Origin of the sequence: Devosia crocina (genome assembly GCF_900116545.1) — a bacterium.
Classification (GTDB): Bacteria; Pseudomonadota; Alphaproteobacteria; order Rhizobiales; family Devosiaceae; genus Devosia; species Devosia crocina.
Genome location: NZ_FPCK01000001.1, coordinates 1,078,002 through 1,094,925, shown reverse-complemented (window position 1 = coordinate 1,094,925; position 16,924 = coordinate 1,078,002). Strand labels below are relative to the sequence as shown.

At 61.1% G+C, this 16,924-nt stretch carries 14 protein-coding genes; all 14 read right to left on the bottom strand.

Annotation, left to right across the window (positions count from 1 at the left end; genetic code table 11):
* Positions 1 to 4: 4 nt before the first annotated feature.
* Positions 5 to 2,206, bottom strand: a complete 2,202-nt coding sequence (ligA, locus tag BM364_RS05100) for an NAD-dependent DNA ligase LigA (protein WP_092423891.1) — start codon at positions 2,204 to 2,206, stop codon at positions 5 to 7.
* A gap of 103 nt (positions 2,207 to 2,309) precedes the next feature.
* Positions 2,310 to 3,980: a DNA repair protein RecN gene (gene recN, locus BM364_RS05095; RefSeq protein ID WP_092421744.1), complete on the bottom strand. Its 1,671-nt coding sequence runs from the start codon at positions 3,978 to 3,980 to the stop codon at positions 2,310 to 2,312.
* A gap of 211 nt (positions 3,981 to 4,191) precedes the next feature.
* A complete protein-coding gene (locus BM364_RS05090; protein WP_139232485.1) occupies positions 4,192 to 5,034 on the bottom strand; it encodes an outer membrane protein assembly factor BamD in 843 nt (280 codons plus the stop codon).
* Between the two features lie 87 nt (positions 5,035 to 5,121).
* Positions 5,122 to 6,078, bottom strand: a complete 957-nt coding sequence (gene lpxC, locus BM364_RS05085; RefSeq protein ID WP_092421738.1) for a UDP-3-O-acyl-N-acetylglucosamine deacetylase — start codon at positions 6,076 to 6,078, stop codon at positions 5,122 to 5,124.
* A 111-nt stretch (positions 6,079 to 6,189) separates the two neighbouring features.
* Positions 6,190 to 7,863, bottom strand: a complete 1,674-nt coding sequence (ftsZ, locus tag BM364_RS05080; protein WP_092421735.1) for a cell division protein FtsZ — start codon at positions 7,861 to 7,863, stop codon at positions 6,190 to 6,192.
* Between the two features lie 285 nt (positions 7,864 to 8,148).
* Positions 8,149 to 8,628, bottom strand: a complete 480-nt coding sequence (locus BM364_RS05075; protein WP_092421732.1) for a hypothetical protein — start codon at positions 8,626 to 8,628, stop codon at positions 8,149 to 8,151.
* A gap of 107 nt (positions 8,629 to 8,735) precedes the next feature.
* A complete protein-coding gene (locus tag BM364_RS05070; protein ID WP_092423889.1) occupies positions 8,736 to 9,302 on the bottom strand; it encodes an NADPH-dependent FMN reductase in 567 nt (188 codons plus the stop codon).
* A gap of 107 nt (positions 9,303 to 9,409) precedes the next feature.
* Positions 9,410 to 9,793, bottom strand: coding sequence for a winged helix-turn-helix transcriptional regulator (locus BM364_RS05065; RefSeq protein ID WP_092421729.1), 384 nt, complete (start codon positions 9,791 to 9,793; stop codon positions 9,410 to 9,412).
* Positions 9,794 to 9,823: 30 nt separating this feature from the next.
* Positions 9,824 to 11,137, bottom strand: a complete 1,314-nt coding sequence (gene ftsA / locus BM364_RS05060) for a cell division protein FtsA (protein WP_092421726.1) — start codon at positions 11,135 to 11,137, stop codon at positions 9,824 to 9,826.
* The gene (locus tag BM364_RS05055) at positions 11,134 to 12,015 is read right to left on the bottom strand and encodes a cell division protein FtsQ/DivIB (RefSeq protein WP_092421723.1); all 882 of its coding nucleotides are present in this window, start codon (positions 12,013 to 12,015) and stop codon (positions 11,134 to 11,136) included. The genes ftsA and BM364_RS05055 overlap by 4 nt, the downstream gene beginning before the upstream one ends.
* Positions 12,003 to 12,923 carry a D-alanine--D-alanine ligase gene (locus tag BM364_RS05050; RefSeq protein ID WP_092421720.1) on the bottom strand — a complete coding sequence of 307 codons (921 nt, stop codon included), beginning with the start codon at positions 12,921 to 12,923 and terminating at the stop codon, positions 12,003 to 12,005. The genes BM364_RS05055 and BM364_RS05050 overlap by 13 nt, the downstream gene beginning before the upstream one ends.
* 178 nt (positions 12,924 to 13,101) lie before the next feature.
* Positions 13,102 to 14,517, bottom strand: coding sequence for a UDP-N-acetylmuramate--L-alanine ligase (gene murC, locus BM364_RS05045; protein ID WP_092421718.1), 1,416 nt, complete (start codon positions 14,515 to 14,517; stop codon positions 13,102 to 13,104).
* Positions 14,514 to 15,629, bottom strand: coding sequence for an undecaprenyldiphospho-muramoylpentapeptide beta-N-acetylglucosaminyltransferase (gene murG, locus BM364_RS05040; protein ID WP_092421715.1), 1,116 nt, complete (start codon positions 15,627 to 15,629; stop codon positions 14,514 to 14,516). Before murG ends, murC begins: the two co-directional genes overlap by 4 nt.
* Positions 15,626 to 16,792: an FtsW/RodA/SpoVE family cell cycle protein gene (locus BM364_RS05035; RefSeq protein WP_342028839.1), complete on the bottom strand. Its 1,167-nt coding sequence runs from the start codon at positions 16,790 to 16,792 to the stop codon at positions 15,626 to 15,628. Before BM364_RS05035 ends, murG begins: the two co-directional genes overlap by 4 nt.
* Positions 16,793 to 16,924: the final 132 nt, after the last annotated feature.

Below are 16,924 nucleotides of genomic sequence, written 5' to 3'. Positions count from 1 at the left end.
GAGATCAACGTCCAACGCGGGCGAACCACTCGTCCTCGCTGATGACTTCGACGCCAAGGTCCTGCGCCGTCTTCAGCTTCGATCCCGCGCCCGGTCCCGCTACTAGGATATCTGTCTTGGCTGAGACCGACCCGGCCACCTTGGCACCCAGGCGCTCGGCCATGGCCTTGGCTTCCGATCGCGACATTTTTTCGAGCGTGCCGGTGAACACCACGGTCTTGCCGGCAACGACGCTGTCCGCCGAAATCGTCACGACATAATCCTGGGGCGTCACCTGCTCTAGCAGCCGGTCAAGCGCGTCGACATTGCGCTGGTTGGCGAAAAAGCTCACCAGCGCCTCCACAACAGTGCTGCCGATGCCATCAACTGATGGAAAAACGCTCATCGGATCCTCGGCCTTCACCATCTCCTTGCCTGCTTCTTCAAGCTTGCCGATAGACCCAAAGGTGCGAGCCAGCACTGCGGCCGTTGTTTCACCGATATGCCGAATACCGAGCGCGAAGATGAAGCGATCGAGCTCTGGATTGCGGCGCGCATCAATGGCGGCAAAGAGCTTGTCGAGGCCCTCGTAATTACGATCCTCGACGCTGCGAACGTTCTTGCGCGCCTTGCCGGAAACCGCCTCGCGGGCACGCGCCTGCTCCTCGCGCCGCTCGGCAAGGGCGCGCTGCACCTCCGCGCGACGATCCCGCAGGGTGAAAATATCTGCGGGGCTGCGGATCAGTCCGGCATTGAAGAAAAGGTCGATGTTTTCTGCGCCAAGTCCCTCGATATCGAGAGCGCCCCGCGACACGAAATGTCGAAGGCTTTCGACGGCTTGAGCGGGGCAGATCATCTCGCCCGTGCAGCGGCGGCGGGAATCTTCCTTCCCCGTTTTCTCGTTCACCTCGCGCACGGCGGGGGAACCGCAGACAGGGCAAGTTTGCGGCATCTGATAGGGCTGCGCGCCTGCGAGCCTTTTTTCGATCACGACATCGACGATCTGCGGAATAACGTCCCCAGCGCGCTGAATGACCACGGTGTCGCCAACGCGGATATCCTTGCCCTCCCGGATCGGCATGCCATTGCTGTCGCGGCCGCCGATATAGTCCTCGTTGTGAAGCGTCACATTGACCACGGTTACGCCACCGACGCTGACCGGATCGAGCCGGGCGACGGGCGCAAGGGTGCCGGTACGGCCGACTTGGATTTCGATATCGCGGATCACGGTTGTCGCGCGTTCGGCGGGGAACTTGTGCGCGATGGCCCAGCGCGGCTCACCAGTGACAAAGCCCCAACGCCGCTGCAGCTCAAGCTGGTCCACTTTGTAAACGACACCATCGATATCATAGCCGAGCGCGGCGCGCTGCTCCTCGATCCGATGATAATGAGCGATCAATTCCTCGACCGACCGGGCCCGCTCCATCAAGGGGCTGATCTTGAACCCCCATGCGGCAAATCTCTGCACCGCGTCATACTGGGTGGGGGCCGGATCCTCTGTTGTCGCACCCCAGGCATAAGCGAAGAACTGCAGGTTGCGGCTGGCGGTCACCGCCGGATCCTTTTGCCGCAATGACCCTGCCGCCGTATTGCGCGGATTGACGTAATCCTGCCCACCACTCGCAGCGGAGCGCTCCTTGAGCGCCTGAAATTCGGCGTAGCTCATATACACTTCGCCGCGGATTTCGATGCTTCTGGGCCAGCCACTGCCTTTGAGCTTGTGCGGAATATCGGCAATGGTCCGGAGATTAGCCGTGATGTCCTCGCCCACGGCACCATCGCCGCGTGTGGCACCACGAACGAAAACACCGTCCTCATAAAGCAAGGAGGCCGAAAGCCCGTCGATCTTGGGCTCTGCTGTAAAAGCGATCTCGAGCCCTTCGTCCTTTTGGAAAAAGCGGCGGCCACGCTCGATAAAATCGACCACGTCCTCGTCGGTATAAGCCTTTGCAAGGCTCAGCATAGGCACAGCATGTCGCACCTTGGCGAAGCCTTCCGCCGGAGCTGCACCGACCTTGCCGGTAGGCGTATCGGTTCGAACGAGCTCCGGGAAAGCTTCTTCGATCTCGCCATTGCGGATCGTCAGCGCGTCGAACTCGGCGTCGGTGATCTCGGGGGCGTCGTTCTGGTGATACGCGATGTTGGCCGTGGCTATGCCCTTGGCCAGCCGCTCAAGCTCCTGGCGAGCTTCGTCTTCGGAAAGGTCGGCAACGGGCTTGTGAGACAGGTCGGACATGGCTTACTCGAGAACTGATATGTCTATTTAGATAAAGGCGCAGCTCCATCAAAGCGGGAACGCTTGTTGAAACAAGCGGCACGAAGCCGAAATCCTATTTCACTGCGCCAAGCAGTTTCTTGGCAGCAGCACGCGCTTCGCTGGTGATCTCGGCACCGGCGAGCATACGGGCGACCTCTTCCTGGCGTGCGGCAGGCTCGAGCGGGCGCACATGGGTGCGCATGAAAGCGCCCTCCTCCACCATCTGCTTTTCGATCAACAGGTGACGATTGGCGCGTGCTGCCACTTGTGGGGCATGCGTCACCGTCAACACTTGAACGGTCTTGGCGAGGCGCGCAAGGCGCCGGCCTATGGCATCAGCCACCGCGCCACCGACACCTGTGTCGATCTCGTCGAAAATCAGGACGGGCGCCGATCCGCGATCGGCCAGAACCACCTTGAGCGCGAGAAGAAAACGGCTCAGTTCGCCCCCCGAGGCCACCTTAAGCAGTGGCCCGGCAGCGGTGCCAGGATTGGTCTGAACATGGAAGGCAATCTGGTCGAAGCCCGCGGCGGCAACCCGATCCTTTTCCACTGCGTGATCAACGATAAAGCGAGCGGCGCCGAGCTTGAGATCGGGCAGCTCCGCCTCGACGGCGGTGCTGAGCGCCTTCGCAGCCTCGGCGCGGCCAGCCGAGAGAATGTCGGCAGCTTCCCGATAGCGCGCACGTGCCTGGGCCTCCTCGGCTTCAAGCACCTTGAGCCGGCTCTCGCCACTCTGAAGCGTATCGAGATCGGATTGATATTTCTCCAGAACCGCCGGCAACTCGTCTGGAGTCGACTGATGCTTGCGAGCGGCAGCGCGCAGCGCAAACAGGCGCTCCTCGACTGCTTCGAGCTCAGCGGGATCATAGGCCATTTCGCGCTGCAGGTCGGCCAATGCCTCTCCGGCCCGATCAAGCGTTACAAGCGTTGCGTCAATCGCATCGACGATGGGCTGGAACAGTTCAGCACCACCATCGACCTTGCGCAGGAGGCGCCGCATCAGGCCAGCAAGCGCTGGCGACGGCGCGCTGGGGCCGTTGAGGATTTCTTCGATCTCGACCAGATCCGACGCGGACTTTTCTGCCTGCTGCAACTGCTGGCGGCGCTCTGCAAGCTCATCCTCTTCACCGACCAGCGGCTTGAGCTTGCCCAGTTCTTCCACCGTGTGGCGCGCATAATCCTCGGCCGCAACGGCTTCGGCTACTCTTGCCTGCTGCTCGCGCACCGCTTGCTGCACTTCGACAAGATCAGCCCAAGCCTCGCGAACGGCTGCGGACGGCGCGGCCAGCTCGCCGAAAGCATCGAGCGCTGCACGGTGGGTTGCAACATCGACGAGAGCGCGGTCGTCATGCTGGCCATGGATTTCGATGATCTGGCTGCCGACCTTTTGCAGCAGCGAAGCAGAGACCGGCTGATCATTGATGAAAGCACGGGTGCGGCCATCGGCAAACTGAACGCGGCGCAGGATAACTTCATCGTCATCCGCTATGGCATTGTCGCGCAGCACGCCACGTGCGGGATGGTCTTTGGGCAGTTGCACCATGGCGACCACCTGACCGTTTTCCTGTCCCTGCCGCACGAGCGAAGCATCGCCCCGCCCACCCAGCGCCAGTGTCAGCGCGTCGAGCAGGATCGACTTGCCGGCACCGGTTTCGCCGGTCAAAACGGTCATGCCAGTGTCGAGTGCCAGATCGAGTTGATCGATCAGCACGATGTTGCGGACCGAAATCGCGTTCAGCATGCGGGTTCCATCCAGAGCCTTGCGGGCCGGGTCATAGCATTTGCGACAGAGCCGGGATCAGCGGCAATTCACTTTCGCACAGGATAGCCGAAAAGAACAAATTGGCAACTGAATGGTGAGGAAGAATCCGGCCTCAACTTCACGCGACGATCATGTACGCCAAATGAAAAGGGCCCCGCGGGGCCCTTTGAAATGCTCATTTCGCGAAAATTCAGCTTCGATGGGCTGCAAGCCAGCTGCCGGAGTTAAGTTGCGGAGCAAGGCCTTGCTTGCCGAGAAGCTCGAAGGCGCGCTTGTACCAGTCGCTCGAGGGGTAATTATGCCCCAGGACAGCGGCGGCCGACATGGCTTCATTGGTGAGGCCGAGAAGCAGATAGCCTTCAGTCAGACGGAAAAGCGCTTCTTCGATGTGGGTTGAGGTCTGCCACTTCTCCACCACTTCGCGGAAGCGGTTGATGCCGGCGGTATACTGCCCACTGCCGAGATAGTAGCGGCCGACCGACATTTCCTTGCCGGCGAGCTGGTCATAGGCGACGAGCAGCTTCTCCTTGGCGTCCTTGGCGTGCTCGGAATTGGGATGGTTGGCGATCAGCAGATTATAGGTGTCGATCGCGTCGCGCGAGAGCTGCTGATCGCGAGTAATGTCTTTGATCTGAGCGAAGTAGGACGTGCCCTTGAGCCAGAGAACGTAAGCCACGTCCTTGCCATTGGGATAAAGCGCCACATAGCGATCGGCAGCCAGAATCGCATCGTTGAACTTGCCGATGCGATAATTGGCATAGACCTGCATCAGCTTGCCCTTCTCCGTGATCGGATCACGCGGGTGCTGACGCTCAAGCTGCTGCAACTTCTTGATCGCAGTTTGATAATATTGCCGGTCCATATCATCCAGCGCGCCCTGGTAGAGGGCGGCGGCTGGAACGATCGGCTCTTCCCGCATCTTCTGCGGGCCAAACAGATTGCCGGCGCAAGCCGTGAGCACGACTGCAAAAAGACCCATCGCGGCAAAACGGGCAACCCGGTTTGTCAGCTGGCTAACGACTTGACGTGTCACGAAGTGCCCCGTTCTCAAACAACCACAATTGCTTGCGGCGTAATTATCAAATCCATCAAAACTGTGGCGCGGCTGCGGTGGGCACCGTCAGCGCACGGACCGCAGGTAGTGGCGTACACCCAAGCCTTCCGGCTGGTCGTCGAAGGCTTCGACTTCCAGCGGCAGGTCTTCGGCATTGACTATCTCATAATTGGCTTCGCTCGAAAAGAGACCGGTCAGCACATGCGCATTGAGCGCGTGCCCGCCCTTGTAGGAGCGGAAACGGCCGTAGATCGGCAGGCCGCCAAGAGACAGATCGCCGATCGCATCGAGAAGCTTGTGGCGGACGAACTCGTCCTCAAACCGCAGCCCGCCGGGATTGACAACCCGGTCTTCGTCCACAGTGATGGAGTTGTCGAGGCTCGAACCCAGAGCGTAGCCGGCCTGGCGCAGGATCTTGGCGTCGCGTGCGAACCCGAAGGTGCGGGCACGGGACACGTCATCGAGATAGCGGCGCGGCGTCCAGTCGAAGATCATGCGCTGGCGGCCGATGACCTTGGAATCGAAGTCGATCTCGAGATCGAGCGCACGGCCGTTATAGGGCTCGAGCGCGGCGAAGGCGTCATTATTGCGCACCGTGACGGCGCGGATGATCTTGAGAAATTTCCGTTGGGCCGGCTGGATTTCAAGACCCGTTTCAAGAATCGCGGAGGCGAACGGATAGGCGCTGCCATCCAGGATCGGGCATTCCGGACCATCGAGGGTGATCAGCGCATTATCGACACCCATGCCAGAAAGAGCCGAGGTCACGTGCTCGATCGTTGCTACGCTGACGCTGTCGCCGAGGTCGAGCGTTGTACACAGGGTGGTGCGACTGACGCGCGAAAAATGCACTGGAACCGGTTGGGTCAGACGCCCCTCACCCAGGTCGCGGCGAATAAGGAAACCGCTGTCGGCAGGGGCCGGAGACAGGGTCAGGGTAACTGGCGCCGCAGAATGCACACCGTAACCGGCAAAGCTGACTTCGCCGGCAAGCGTGCGCTGGCGCGTGGACGTTTTCTTCATACTCTTCTTACTCCACCCCGAGGGCCTCACGCTGGCTCGAACTGTTAGCCAAAAAAAACTCGGCGCGAAAGCCGCGCCGAGTCACCTTTTCAGAGCTTCATAAGCCCGTGCTCAACCATGCTTGCGCAGGAAAGCCGGGATCTCGAGGCTATCCTTCTGCTGCGCGGCAGGCTGGCTGCGACCATGGTTGTCGAGCGAGCCGCGGGCACCCTCGCCTGCTGCCGGAACGCGGGAAGTCCTTGCGCCACCAGCTTCAATTGCGCTGCGGGCAGCCGCATCGTCTGCCATGCTCGGGCCGGGTTCACGGCGCGGCTCGGCCTGCTGCTGACCCAGATTGAGACCGACATTGGACGCAAGGCGCTTGAAGAGGGCACGCGCATTACGCGGCTCTTCGTCGTGACGTTCCTGAGCCGGCTGTGGCTGGCGCGCAACAACAGGGAGTTCCTCGGTACGCGGCATCCGGCGATAGCCATCGGGACGCGCAGCATGGGACGGCACGTAAACGCTTGGGATTGGCTTTTCTTCGACAGCCGGGGCTTCTTCTGGCTCGGCCATGGCTTCAGCGGCGGGCACATAGGGCTCGACCACGATGCCATCGTCTTCCATCATCTGCGGCTGGCGTGCGGCAGCAGCAGGACGCTCGGCAGCAAAAGCCTGAGCGACAGCCGATTCGACTTCGAAGGCGATGTCTTCGGCAACCGGCTGAACAGGCTCAGGCTGCTGTGCACGCACTGGCTCGGCAGGAGCTGCGGCAGGACGGCGAACGGCCAGCGGCGTACGCGACGCGTTCGGCTTGGGCGGCTCCATGGCCTGAACCATGGTTGCGTCGGTGCCGGTAGCAACCACCGACACGCGAATCGTGCCGGAGAGGTCGGGGTCGTAGGTCGCACCAAGGATGATATTGGCGTCGGAGTCGACTTCCTCGCGGATACGGCTGGCTGCCTCATCGACTTCGTAAAGGGTCAGGTCCGGGCCACCGGTGATCGAGATCAGGAGGCCGCGGGCGCCATGCATCGAGACGTCGTCGAGCAGCGGATTGGCAATGGCGGCTTCGGCAGCATGGCGAGCACGATCCTCACCCGACGCCTCGCCGGTACCCATCATCGCCTTGCCCATGCCGCGCATCACGGCACGAACGTCGGCGAAGTCGAGGTTGATCAGACCCTCTTTGACCATCAGGTCAGTGATACAGGCAACACCCGAGAACAGCACTTGGTCGGCCATCGCGAAAGCGTCGGCGAAGGTCGTCTTCTCGTTGGCGACGCGGAACAGATTCTGGTTGGGGATGACGATCAGCGTATCGACATGACGGTGCAGCTCGTCGATGCCATCCTCGGCCAGCCGCATGCGGCGATTGCCTTCGAAATTGAACGGCTTGGTGACCACGCCAACCGTCAGTATTCCCTGCTCGCGGGCCGCGCGGGCGATAACCGGAGCAGAACCCGTGCCAGTGCCGCCACCCATGCCTGCGGTGATGAACACCATATGCGAGCCGGAAAGGTGATCGTTGATTTCATCCCAGCTCTCTTCAGCCGCTGCGCGACCAACTTCCGGGTGCGAACCGGCACCAAGGCCTTCGGTCACACCCACGCCGAGCTGAATGATACGCTGGGCCTTGGAAAGAGCTAGGGCCTGGGCATCCGTGTTGGCCACCACGAAGTCGACACCCGAAAGGCCCGACTCGATCATGTTGTTAACGGCATTGCCCCCGGCGCCGCCAGCACCGAATACGGTGATGCGGGGCTTGAGTTCCTGAATATCGGGGATCGTGAGATTGATGGTCATGTAAGGATTGGCCCCATAGGTGGCGTGGTTGATTAAGATTTACCCTCCAATTCGTTAACCAGCCCCTAACAATTGAGCCAAATCCGTTAACCCTCGCGCAAAATGCGAGACGGCCAGACATCCCGTTCACAGCCCATTAACCGCGCAGACGGCCGAAAACCCGGCTTTCGGGCCGGGTATTGAATCATCAGCAGAATTGAAAATGGCCTCTCAGCCATTCGTTAAGAAAAGCTATCGTGATCGATGGTTGGGCAGCAACGGGACGATCTACGCGATTCTCCTGCCTTAATGCCGCACTTCGAGCGGGGAGCCTTCAACCAGGCTAGGATTGGCTATTGCCAGACCGCTCCCGACCACGAGTGCGTCTTCAACGAGGCCGCTGGGAGTTTGACCGACCTTGGCCATGGTCGCCTTGCGCATGCTCAGCCCTATATAGGAGGACACCATCGCCGCCGCGACCGCAACGGCAGCGCCAGTTACCTGCTGGCCACGTGGCGCGAGAGCGGCACCGGCATAAGCAGCGGTGATGGCGCGGACGCCCAAGCCGATCGGAATCGTGCGATCGGGTGCCGACTTCATCTTGTCGCCCGCCAGCTCGGCTGCAGCAAATGCCACCGCCCCGGCGGTGACGATAGGGTTGTGGAACAATTTCTGCAGGGGCAGGTTATCGGCGACTTCACCGCGATAGGTTGCAACACCAATGCTGGCGAGGGGAGTGATTCCGCGTTGTCCGGCTACAAGACCGATCAGAAAAGAACGAAGCATGAGCAAGCCTCCGAAAAATATCGGAGGATGAACGACGTCGGCGACTAAAACGATCCGATGTCGTGAACGAGGCGGATGCCCCCGTATCAGCGGTGCAGCCTCTCCTTTCATGCTGCACGCGCGACCTTTAGTGCACCGGCCCACCAGGCCAGTTGATCCAGCATCGTCTTGGCTGCATCTCCAAGATAGGGAAAGTCGGAGAAATCCTTCTCGTTCTTCATCAACGGCACGAACTCGTTGGCATTGATATGAACGGCATGCTTGAGCGTAGCAATCTGCAATTCAGCCAGAATCAGCCGCAGTTGCTCGACTGCCCGCGCCGCGCCCACGCCGCCATATCCGACAAAGGCTGCCGGCTTGCGGTTATATTCGGCATGGGCATGATCGAGAGCGTTCTTGAGCACGCCGGGTATGGAGTGATTATATTCCGCGGTCACGAAGAGATATCCGTCGAGCTCGGCCATTTTGGCTGCCCATTTGGCACCGGCGGGTGCACCATTGTCGGTGATCGACTCATCGTAAAATGGCAGCGGATAGTCGCGCAGGTCGACGATCTCCACTTCCAGATCGTCGCGCTCTTCCGCGAGGCGCCTGATCCACTCGGTGGGCCGATCTGCAAAGCGGGCGGCGCGGGTGGAACCGATGATGATGCCGATGCGGGGTCTGTTATTCATGGTGCGATCCTGACTGGTTTTGCTTGCCAGTCCAGAGATGGTCGTTGCTGCCACGCCTCCTCAAGATTGGGAGATTTTTGTTCGGGACGAACAAAAATGTTCGTGGGTCACACGCCGCCTTCGTCAAAGCGGCGCCGGGACTCAACTATGCCTTCGGTGTGCTGACTGGCCCATTCGTGCAACGCGGTTAGCGGCTGCATGGCGCTATGGCCTCTTTCGGTCAATGCGTAATCGACGCGCGGTGGAATTGAAGGGGTCACATGGCGCGAGACATACCCGTCCCGCTCAAGGCTTCTAAGCGTCAGCGTGAGCATGCGCTGGGAAATGCCCTCGATGCTTTCCTCCAATTCGCTGAAGCGCCGTGGGCCGTGTTGCAGAGCGCCGAGAACGAACAGAAACCACTTGCCGCCGAACTGGGCCATGACATCCACCGTGGGCCGGCAGAACTCCGGAACATGGGCGGCACGGTCTTTGAAGATATGCTTGCTCATGGGAGCAAATCTAGGCGCAGGCGGACGGGATTAAAAGCTCGAACGCAGCCAATTGCCCACGCGGGCGAAATAGCCATCGGTTCCCGTCAGCTTTCGCGAGCCGCGGGGTTCGGAATATTCCTGTGCGCAGACCTGCGGGTAAACGAGCATACCGGCGACGGCAGAGAAGGCAGCGCTCTTGGCAATCTCCGGCAGTCCGGCAATGCCCATCGGGCGGCCGTTGCGGACATTACGTGCCAAGGTGCGGCGTGCCACTTCCGGCAACCCAGTCAACTCGCTCGCGCCTCCGGTCAGCACGAAACGGCGGCCGCAGACATCCATCATACCCGTCGCCTGCATGCGATCCCGTATGGCGGTGAGGATTTCTTCGATGCGCGGACGCATGATACGGGTCAGAACGGAACGCGCCACCTGCCCGGGTGCTTCGTCGAGCGCGGCGCCCACGGGCTGAATGGCGATCATGTCGCGCTCATCGGCCTGTCCGGGCAAAACCGAGCCATAAAGCGTCTTGAGGCGCTCGGCATCGGCAACGCTCACCGACAGCTGGCGGGCGATATCGAGCGTCAGGTGATGGCCACCAATTGCAAGCGCGTCGGCATAAACCAGATGACCGTCATTGAACACCGAGACAGTCGTGGTCGCACCACCAAAATCGATGCAAGCGACACCAAGTTGCGCCTCGTCATCCACAAGGCTTGAAAGCCCGGATGCATATGGTGTTGCAACGAGCGCCTCGATCTGCAGGTGGCACCGGTGCAGCACCAGTTCGAGATTGCGCATGGCAAGCGTTTCAGCACTGACCACCGCCACATCGACGCCGAGCTTTTCACCCACCATCCCCTTGGGATCGCGGATACCCTTTTGCCCATCCAGGGCGTAACCGATCGGCAACGCGTGAACGATCGATCGCTCGGGACGCACTGAGCGTGAATTGACCGCCTTGAGCACGCGGATGATGTCGGTTTTTTCCACTTCCTGCCCATCGAGCGAAACGGCAGCGGAAAAGGTTTCCGAGCCCAGCCGACCGGCGGTGACGTTGACCAGCACCGATTCCAACGTCACGCCCGCAGCACGCTCAGCCATACCTACAACGGTACGGATCGCGTGCTCCGCCTTTTCGATGTCCGTGACGACGCCGCTCTTGACCCCGGCCGAGGGGCCATAGCCGAAGCCGATCACTTCGGCCTGGTGCGAGCGGCCCCGCAGCGCCTTGCCTTCGGGACGCGGGACGAGTCGCGCAATGACGCAACAGATCTTGGTCGAGCCGATATCGAGCACGGCGACAAGCGTCGTCTTGCCAGGCTGGACAGGTCTGAGCCGAGAGGTCATCGCATCGGTCATCATGATTTTTCAGGGTCTTCACGTTTGGTGGGGCGAACAGCGACGACGGCATCGACGCGCAGATCGATCACAGTGATATCGCGATCGAGAAGCTGATATTGCGATTGGTAACGGGTCAGTTTCGAAAGCGCCTGAGCCACCCCTTGCTCCGGCAGCTGCACGCGCAAACCCGTCTCGTAGATCATGTCCCAACGCCGATCGGCGATGCGCGACAGCGCCACCAGCCCATCCTGCAGTTGAGGAAAATTGTTGAGCGCCATGATCATCACCATGGCATCGTCCGCCGCACCATCCCCGATCACAAGCGGCAGGTCACCATAGGCGCCGAAATCCTCGCCGATCTGGCTACCCGTGGCATCGATCACAAAGGTGATGCCGTCCACGCGCCAACGGGCGACCGGCTCCTTCTCGGTTACCGATACAGCCACTTCGGCAGGATAGGTCTTGCGAACCGTTACGGTATCAATGGCAGGCAGCTCGGCGATGCGGCCCCGCGCTGCTTCGACATCGAAAGCCAGGGTGGACGTCTCCGGCTGGATGCCAAGCGCATCGAAGATCGCCTGTTCGGACGTCAGGGTCTGGCCGGAGATCGAGATTTCCCCGACAGCCAACCCCACCTCGGCGAAGCCGCCCTGGGTCAGTGTCGTCAGAGCAGACAAACCAAAGCCGATCGGCTCGCGCACCTGGTAAAGGCCGCCGAGCGCAGCCAAGGCCAGAACGGCCATGCCGGCGCGGCGCAGGGCCGTACCATGCAGCACCAGTGTGCGATTGAAGCGATTGTTGAGCCGCTTGAGCGGCGAGCGGCGTGCAGGAACAGGAAGGGCGCGGGGATCGACGGGGCGGGCTCCGACGAAAAATGCCTCGCTCTTTACCTGTTGCAACTCGCATCCTCCACCAGCCACGCGCACAACTCTTGATAAGAGTGGCCCGCATGGGCAGCTTGTTCCGGGGCCAGCGACACCTCGGTCATACCCGGCTGGGTATTGATCTCGAGAAGCACCAGTTCACCATCCTCGCCTGCCGCATCGTTGTAGCGGAAATCGCACCGCGTCAGACCGCGACAGCCGAGAGCCGCATGGGCAGCCAAGCTAAATTCTTGCACTTTGTCGTAAATTTTCGGTTTCAACTGCGCCGGCAACACGTGCACCGCACCGCCATTTGTGTACTTGGCTTCGTAGTTGAAAAACGTGCGATCGGTAACGATCTCGGTCACCCCAAGGGCGACATCGCCAAGCACGGCGCAGGTGAGCTCCCGGCCAGGAATGAACCGCTCAACCATCAGCTCCTCCCCGCTGGTCCAGTCTTCGCGCAGCAATTCCTGCGGCGGATGGCTGGTCTCGGCCTTGACCACAAAGACCCCGAAGCTCGATCCGTCGGCCACCGGTTTGATCACATAGGGTGGCGCCATGACATGAGCGCGCGCTGCTTCGGCGCGCGGCACGACCACATGGTCTGTCACCGGTATGCCCGCCGCCTTGAACAGGATCTTGGCCTGGTGCTTGTTCATGGCCAGCGCCGAGGCGAGCACACCAGAATGGGTATAGGGAATCTCAAGCAGTTCGAGCACTCCCTGAATATACCCTCCTTCGCCGAATGGGCCGTGAAGGGCATTGAAGGCCACGTCAGGCTTGAGGCGCGCCAGAACGTCGGCGACATCGCGCCCCACATCGACTTCGGTGACCTCGTAACCGGCGCGACGGAGCGCGGCAGCGCAGCCTGCACCAGTCATCAGCGAGACGGGGCGTTCGTTATTCCATCCGCCCATGAGAACGGCGACGTGCTTGGTCATGGGTTGGCTCCGTTGATGTTCTGAGCGTGGAAAAATTCCCCCTCACCGACTCGGCTGCGCCGAGCCACCTCTCCCCGAGCGGGAGAGGAATAAGAGGAACTCGCTGATCTTTTCTTCTCCCTCTCGGGGAGAAGGTGGCGCGCAGCGCCGGATGAGGGGGCGGCAAAGGTGAGCGCGCTCATTCTTCCCCAAGACCCAGCGCTTCCAGCTCTCCCGGCAAGGCTCCAGCCCATTGGGTGATGTTGCCGGCGCCAAGACAGACGACGTAGTCGCCATCGGCGACGCGCGACGCCAAAAGAGGCGCAAGGGCTTCAGGGCGGTCGATGACGCGGGCGTCGCGATGGCCGCGGGCGCGAATGCGGTTGACGAGTTCTTCGTGGGTGACGCCCGGCAAGGGCTGCTCGCCGGCTGCATAGATGGGCGCGACGATGACGGTGTCCGCATCGTTGAAGCACGCGGCGAAATCGTCGAAGAGGTCGTGGACGCGCGAAAAGCGATGGGGCTGGACCACGGCAACCACGTCGCGCCGGGCCGATTGACGCGCGGCCCGCAGCACGGCGGAGATTTCGACCGGGTGGTGACCATAGTCGTCAATGACGGTGACGCCACCGACTTCTCCGGTTTTGGTGAAGCGGCGCTTTACGCCGGTAAACCCCTTGAGGCCGCGACGGATTGCTTCGGCTGGAACATGAAGCTGGTCGGCAACGGCAATGGCTGCCGTGGCGTTGAGCGCGTTATGAACCCCCGGCATCGGTAGTTCGAGACCGTCGATACGCAGCTGCGTCTGGCGAATGCGATCCCGGATCTCGACCGAGAAATGCTGCACGCCGTCGCGGTTTTCGAGATCGACCAAGCGAACATCGGACTGGGGATTGCGGCCATAGGTGATGACGCGACGATCACGGATTTCGCCGACCAGCGACTGCACCTCGGGATGATCGAGGCACATCACGGCAAAGCCGTAGAACGGGACGTTTTCCACGAACTGGTGGAAGGCCTTCTTGACCCCTTCGAAGTCGCCATAGTGGTCGAGGTGCTCGGGATCGATATTGGTGACGACGGCGACATCGGCTGGCAGCTTTATGAAGGTGCCGTCGCTCTCGTCGGCCTCGACGACCATCCATTCCCCTGCCCCTAGGCGCGCATTGGTGCCATAGGCATTGATGATGCCGCCATTGATGACGGTGGGATCGAGATTACCGGCGTCGAGAAGCGTCGCAACCAGTGTCGTTGTGGTCGTCTTGCCATGCGTGCCGCCAATGGCGATTGCGGTCTTGAAGCGCATGATTTCGGCGAGCATTTCGGCACGGCGCACGATGGGGAGAGCCTTGGCGCGGGCCGCGACCAGCTCGGGATTGTCCTTCTTGATGGCCGAGGAGACGACCACGACCTCGGCCTTGCCGAGATTGTCGCCGTTCTGGCCGATCTCGACCTTGATCCCCATGTCGAGGAGGCGCTGCACATTGGGGTTGAGCGAAGCGTCCGACCCTTGGACCGTATAACCCTGGTTATGCAGGATTTCGGCAATGCCGCTCATGCCGATGCCGCCGATGCCGATAAAGTGGACCGGGCCGATATTGCGGGGCATTTTCATGAAGCGGATTCCAATGTGCTGGTGCCCTGTCCGGCAAGGCTTTCGGCGAGGTCGGCGAGCTTTTCGACCGCGTTGAGCTGGCCGAGACTGCGCGCGGCAGACGCTGCGGCCACCAGCTGCGACGGGTCGGTGAAGAGTTCGGTGAGGCGAGTGGCAAGCGATTGCGGCGAAAGCGCGGCCTGGTCCATGACCCATCCCCCGCCGGCCGCCTCCACCACAGCCGCGTTGTTCTTCTGATCTGCATCGAGCGCCCCAGGCAGCGGAATGAGGATCGATGGGCGGCCGATCACCGTCAGCTCGGCGATGGTCGATGCGCCGGAGCGCCCGATCACGAGGTGACTTTGCGCAATGCGTTCGGGCAGATCGGTGAAGAAGGGCGCTAGTTCAACGCTGGTGCGGGACTGCCGGTAGATTTTGGTGACGCGATCGAGGTCTTCCTGGCGCGCCTGCTGAACGATTTGCAACCGCGCACGGATCGCATCGGGCAAGAGGCCGATGGCCTCGGGAACGATATCGGAAATGGCACGTGCGCCCTGGCTGCCGCCGAACACCACAAGCTTGATCGGGCCGGTTTCGACAAGAGAGGGATAAGGCGTGGCAGCAATCGCGCGGACCCGATCGCGAACCGGATTGCCGGTCAGCACCTTGTCGAGCCCCTGCTCATCGGCAAAGCGCGTCTTGGCAAAGCTGAGCGCGAGCACATCGGCAAACCGGCTGAGCGCACGGTTTGCGCGCCCCATGACGGCATTCTGCTCATGCAAAATGCCGGGCACGCCGAGAAGGCTCGCGGCGATAAAGGGCGGGAAGGTGGGATAGCCACCAAAGCCGATCACCGCGTCTGGACGAAGAGCGCGCAAGATACCGAAGGATTTGGCGACGCCGCGCGCAATGGTGAAGCTGGCCCCAGCAAACTTCAGAGGATTGGTCAAGCTCGGGGTTGCCGACGGCACCATATGGATGCGCCTGGCCGGAAAATCCTGGCCGTAACCTTCAACGCGATGATCGGTCATCAGCTCGACGCCATGGCCGCGGCGGAGCAATTCCTGCGCCAGCGCCATGGCAGGGAAGAGATGCCCACCCGTGCCGCCGGCCATAAGAACAAAGGTCTTCATTCGGCGGGTGCAACCACGGCGCTGCGATAGGATGGGATGCCGGTTGTCATGCGCTCCTCGGGTTTGGTTCTTGTCATTGCGAGCATCAAGCCCATGCCGAAGGCAACGGCAAGCATGGAGGTGCCACCATAGGAAACGAATGGCAGGGTCATGCCCTTGGGCGGGATCAAGTTGAGATTGACCGCCAGGTTGATGCCGGACTGCATCGCAAACTGTATGGCGATCGTGGAAGCGGCAAGACGGGCGAAGAGGCTTTGCTGACGCTGAGCGCCTATCATGGCGCGCAGGACGATAAAGGCAATGAGGCCGACAAGCGCCATACAGAACAGGATGCCGTATTCGCCGGCAGCAGCGGAAAACACATAGTCGGCGTGCGCGTCAGGGATCAGTTTCTTGGCGATTGATTCACCGGGACCGCGGCCTAGCCACCCGCCTTCTGCAAGCGATTCGAGCGCACGGTCGATCTGGTAGGTGTTCCCGCCCCCTTCAGGGTTCAGGAAGGTGTCGATGCGGCGAGCAAAGTGCGGAAAGAAAAGATAGGCGCCCATCAGGAGGCCGCCCGCAGCGCCCGCAAGGCCGAAAATGATCCACCATGAGATGCCGGACAAAAACAGCAGCACGGCCCAGGTCGCCAGAACCAGCGCAGTCTGGCCAATATCGGGCTGCAGCAGCAGGCCCGCAACAATAACGACCATGATCAAGGTCGCGATGGCGCGTCCGGGCACATTGCGGTGAATCATATATTCCGAGAACAACCAGGCACCAATGATCGCAAAGGCCGGCTTCACGAATTCTGATGGCTGCACCGACTGTCCGGCAAAGGCGATCCAGCGGCGCGCGCCTTTCACCTCGGCACCGAAGCGCAGGGTTGCCCACAGAAGAACCACCATGACGATGAGCGTGCCAAGCGCCGCAAATCGGGCCTGGCGGTGGCTCATCATTGAGGTGACGAGCATGATCGGCACCGCGATCATGCAGAACATGGCGTGACGGATAACGAAATGCCACTCGTTCAGGCCGATACGCTCAGCCACCGGCGGGCTGGCTGCCAGCGACAAAACCATGCCCAGAACGAGTAGAAGGATCAAACTCCCGAGCAATTCGCGGTCAATCGACCACCACCATTCGGCAAGAGGCGTCTTCTCGGCGCGGGAAAACATCATGAAACGGGGCCGGGCACTCGATACAAACTGACGCAAATTGTACCCGGCTTTGGTTACCGATTTGGTAAGGGTCTCGCGTTTTGCGACAATCGCACAACAGAAGAGGCGGCCTTGCGGCCGCCTCACTATCAC

Coding starts and splice junctions, on each gene's coding strand:
- recN (WP_092421744.1), bottom strand. CDS start 3,980: ATGCTGAACGCGATTTCGGTCCGCAACATCGTGCTGATCGATCAACTC.
- BM364_RS05075 (WP_092421732.1), bottom strand. CDS start 8,628: ATGCTTCGTTCTTTTCTGATCGGTCTTGTAGCCGGACAACGCGGAATC.
- lpxC (WP_092421738.1), bottom strand. CDS start 6,078: ATGAAGAAAACGTCCACGCGCCAGCGCACGCTTGCCGGCGAAGTCAGC.
- murG (WP_092421715.1), bottom strand. CDS start 15,629: ATGAAGACCTTTGTTCTTATGGCCGGCGGCACGGGTGGGCATCTCTTC.
- ftsZ (WP_092421735.1), bottom strand. CDS start 7,863: ATGACCATCAATCTCACGATCCCCGATATTCAGGAACTCAAGCCCCGC.
- BM364_RS05050 (WP_092421720.1), bottom strand. CDS start 12,923: ATGACCAAGCACGTCGCCGTTCTCATGGGCGGATGGAATAACGAACGC.
- BM364_RS05070 (WP_092423889.1), bottom strand. CDS start 9,302: ATGAATAACAGACCCCGCATCGGCATCATCATCGGTTCCACCCGCGCC.
- murC (WP_092421718.1), bottom strand. CDS start 14,517: ATGAAAATGCCCCGCAATATCGGCCCGGTCCACTTTATCGGCATCGGC.
- BM364_RS05035 (WP_342028839.1), bottom strand. CDS start 16,792: ATGATGTTTTCCCGCGCCGAGAAGACGCCTCTTGCCGAATGGTGGTGG.
- ftsA (WP_092421726.1), bottom strand. CDS start 11,137: ATGATGACCGATGCGATGACCTCTCGGCTCAGACCTGTCCAGCCTGGC.
- BM364_RS05065 (WP_092421729.1), bottom strand. CDS start 9,793: ATGAGCAAGCATATCTTCAAAGACCGTGCCGCCCATGTTCCGGAGTTC.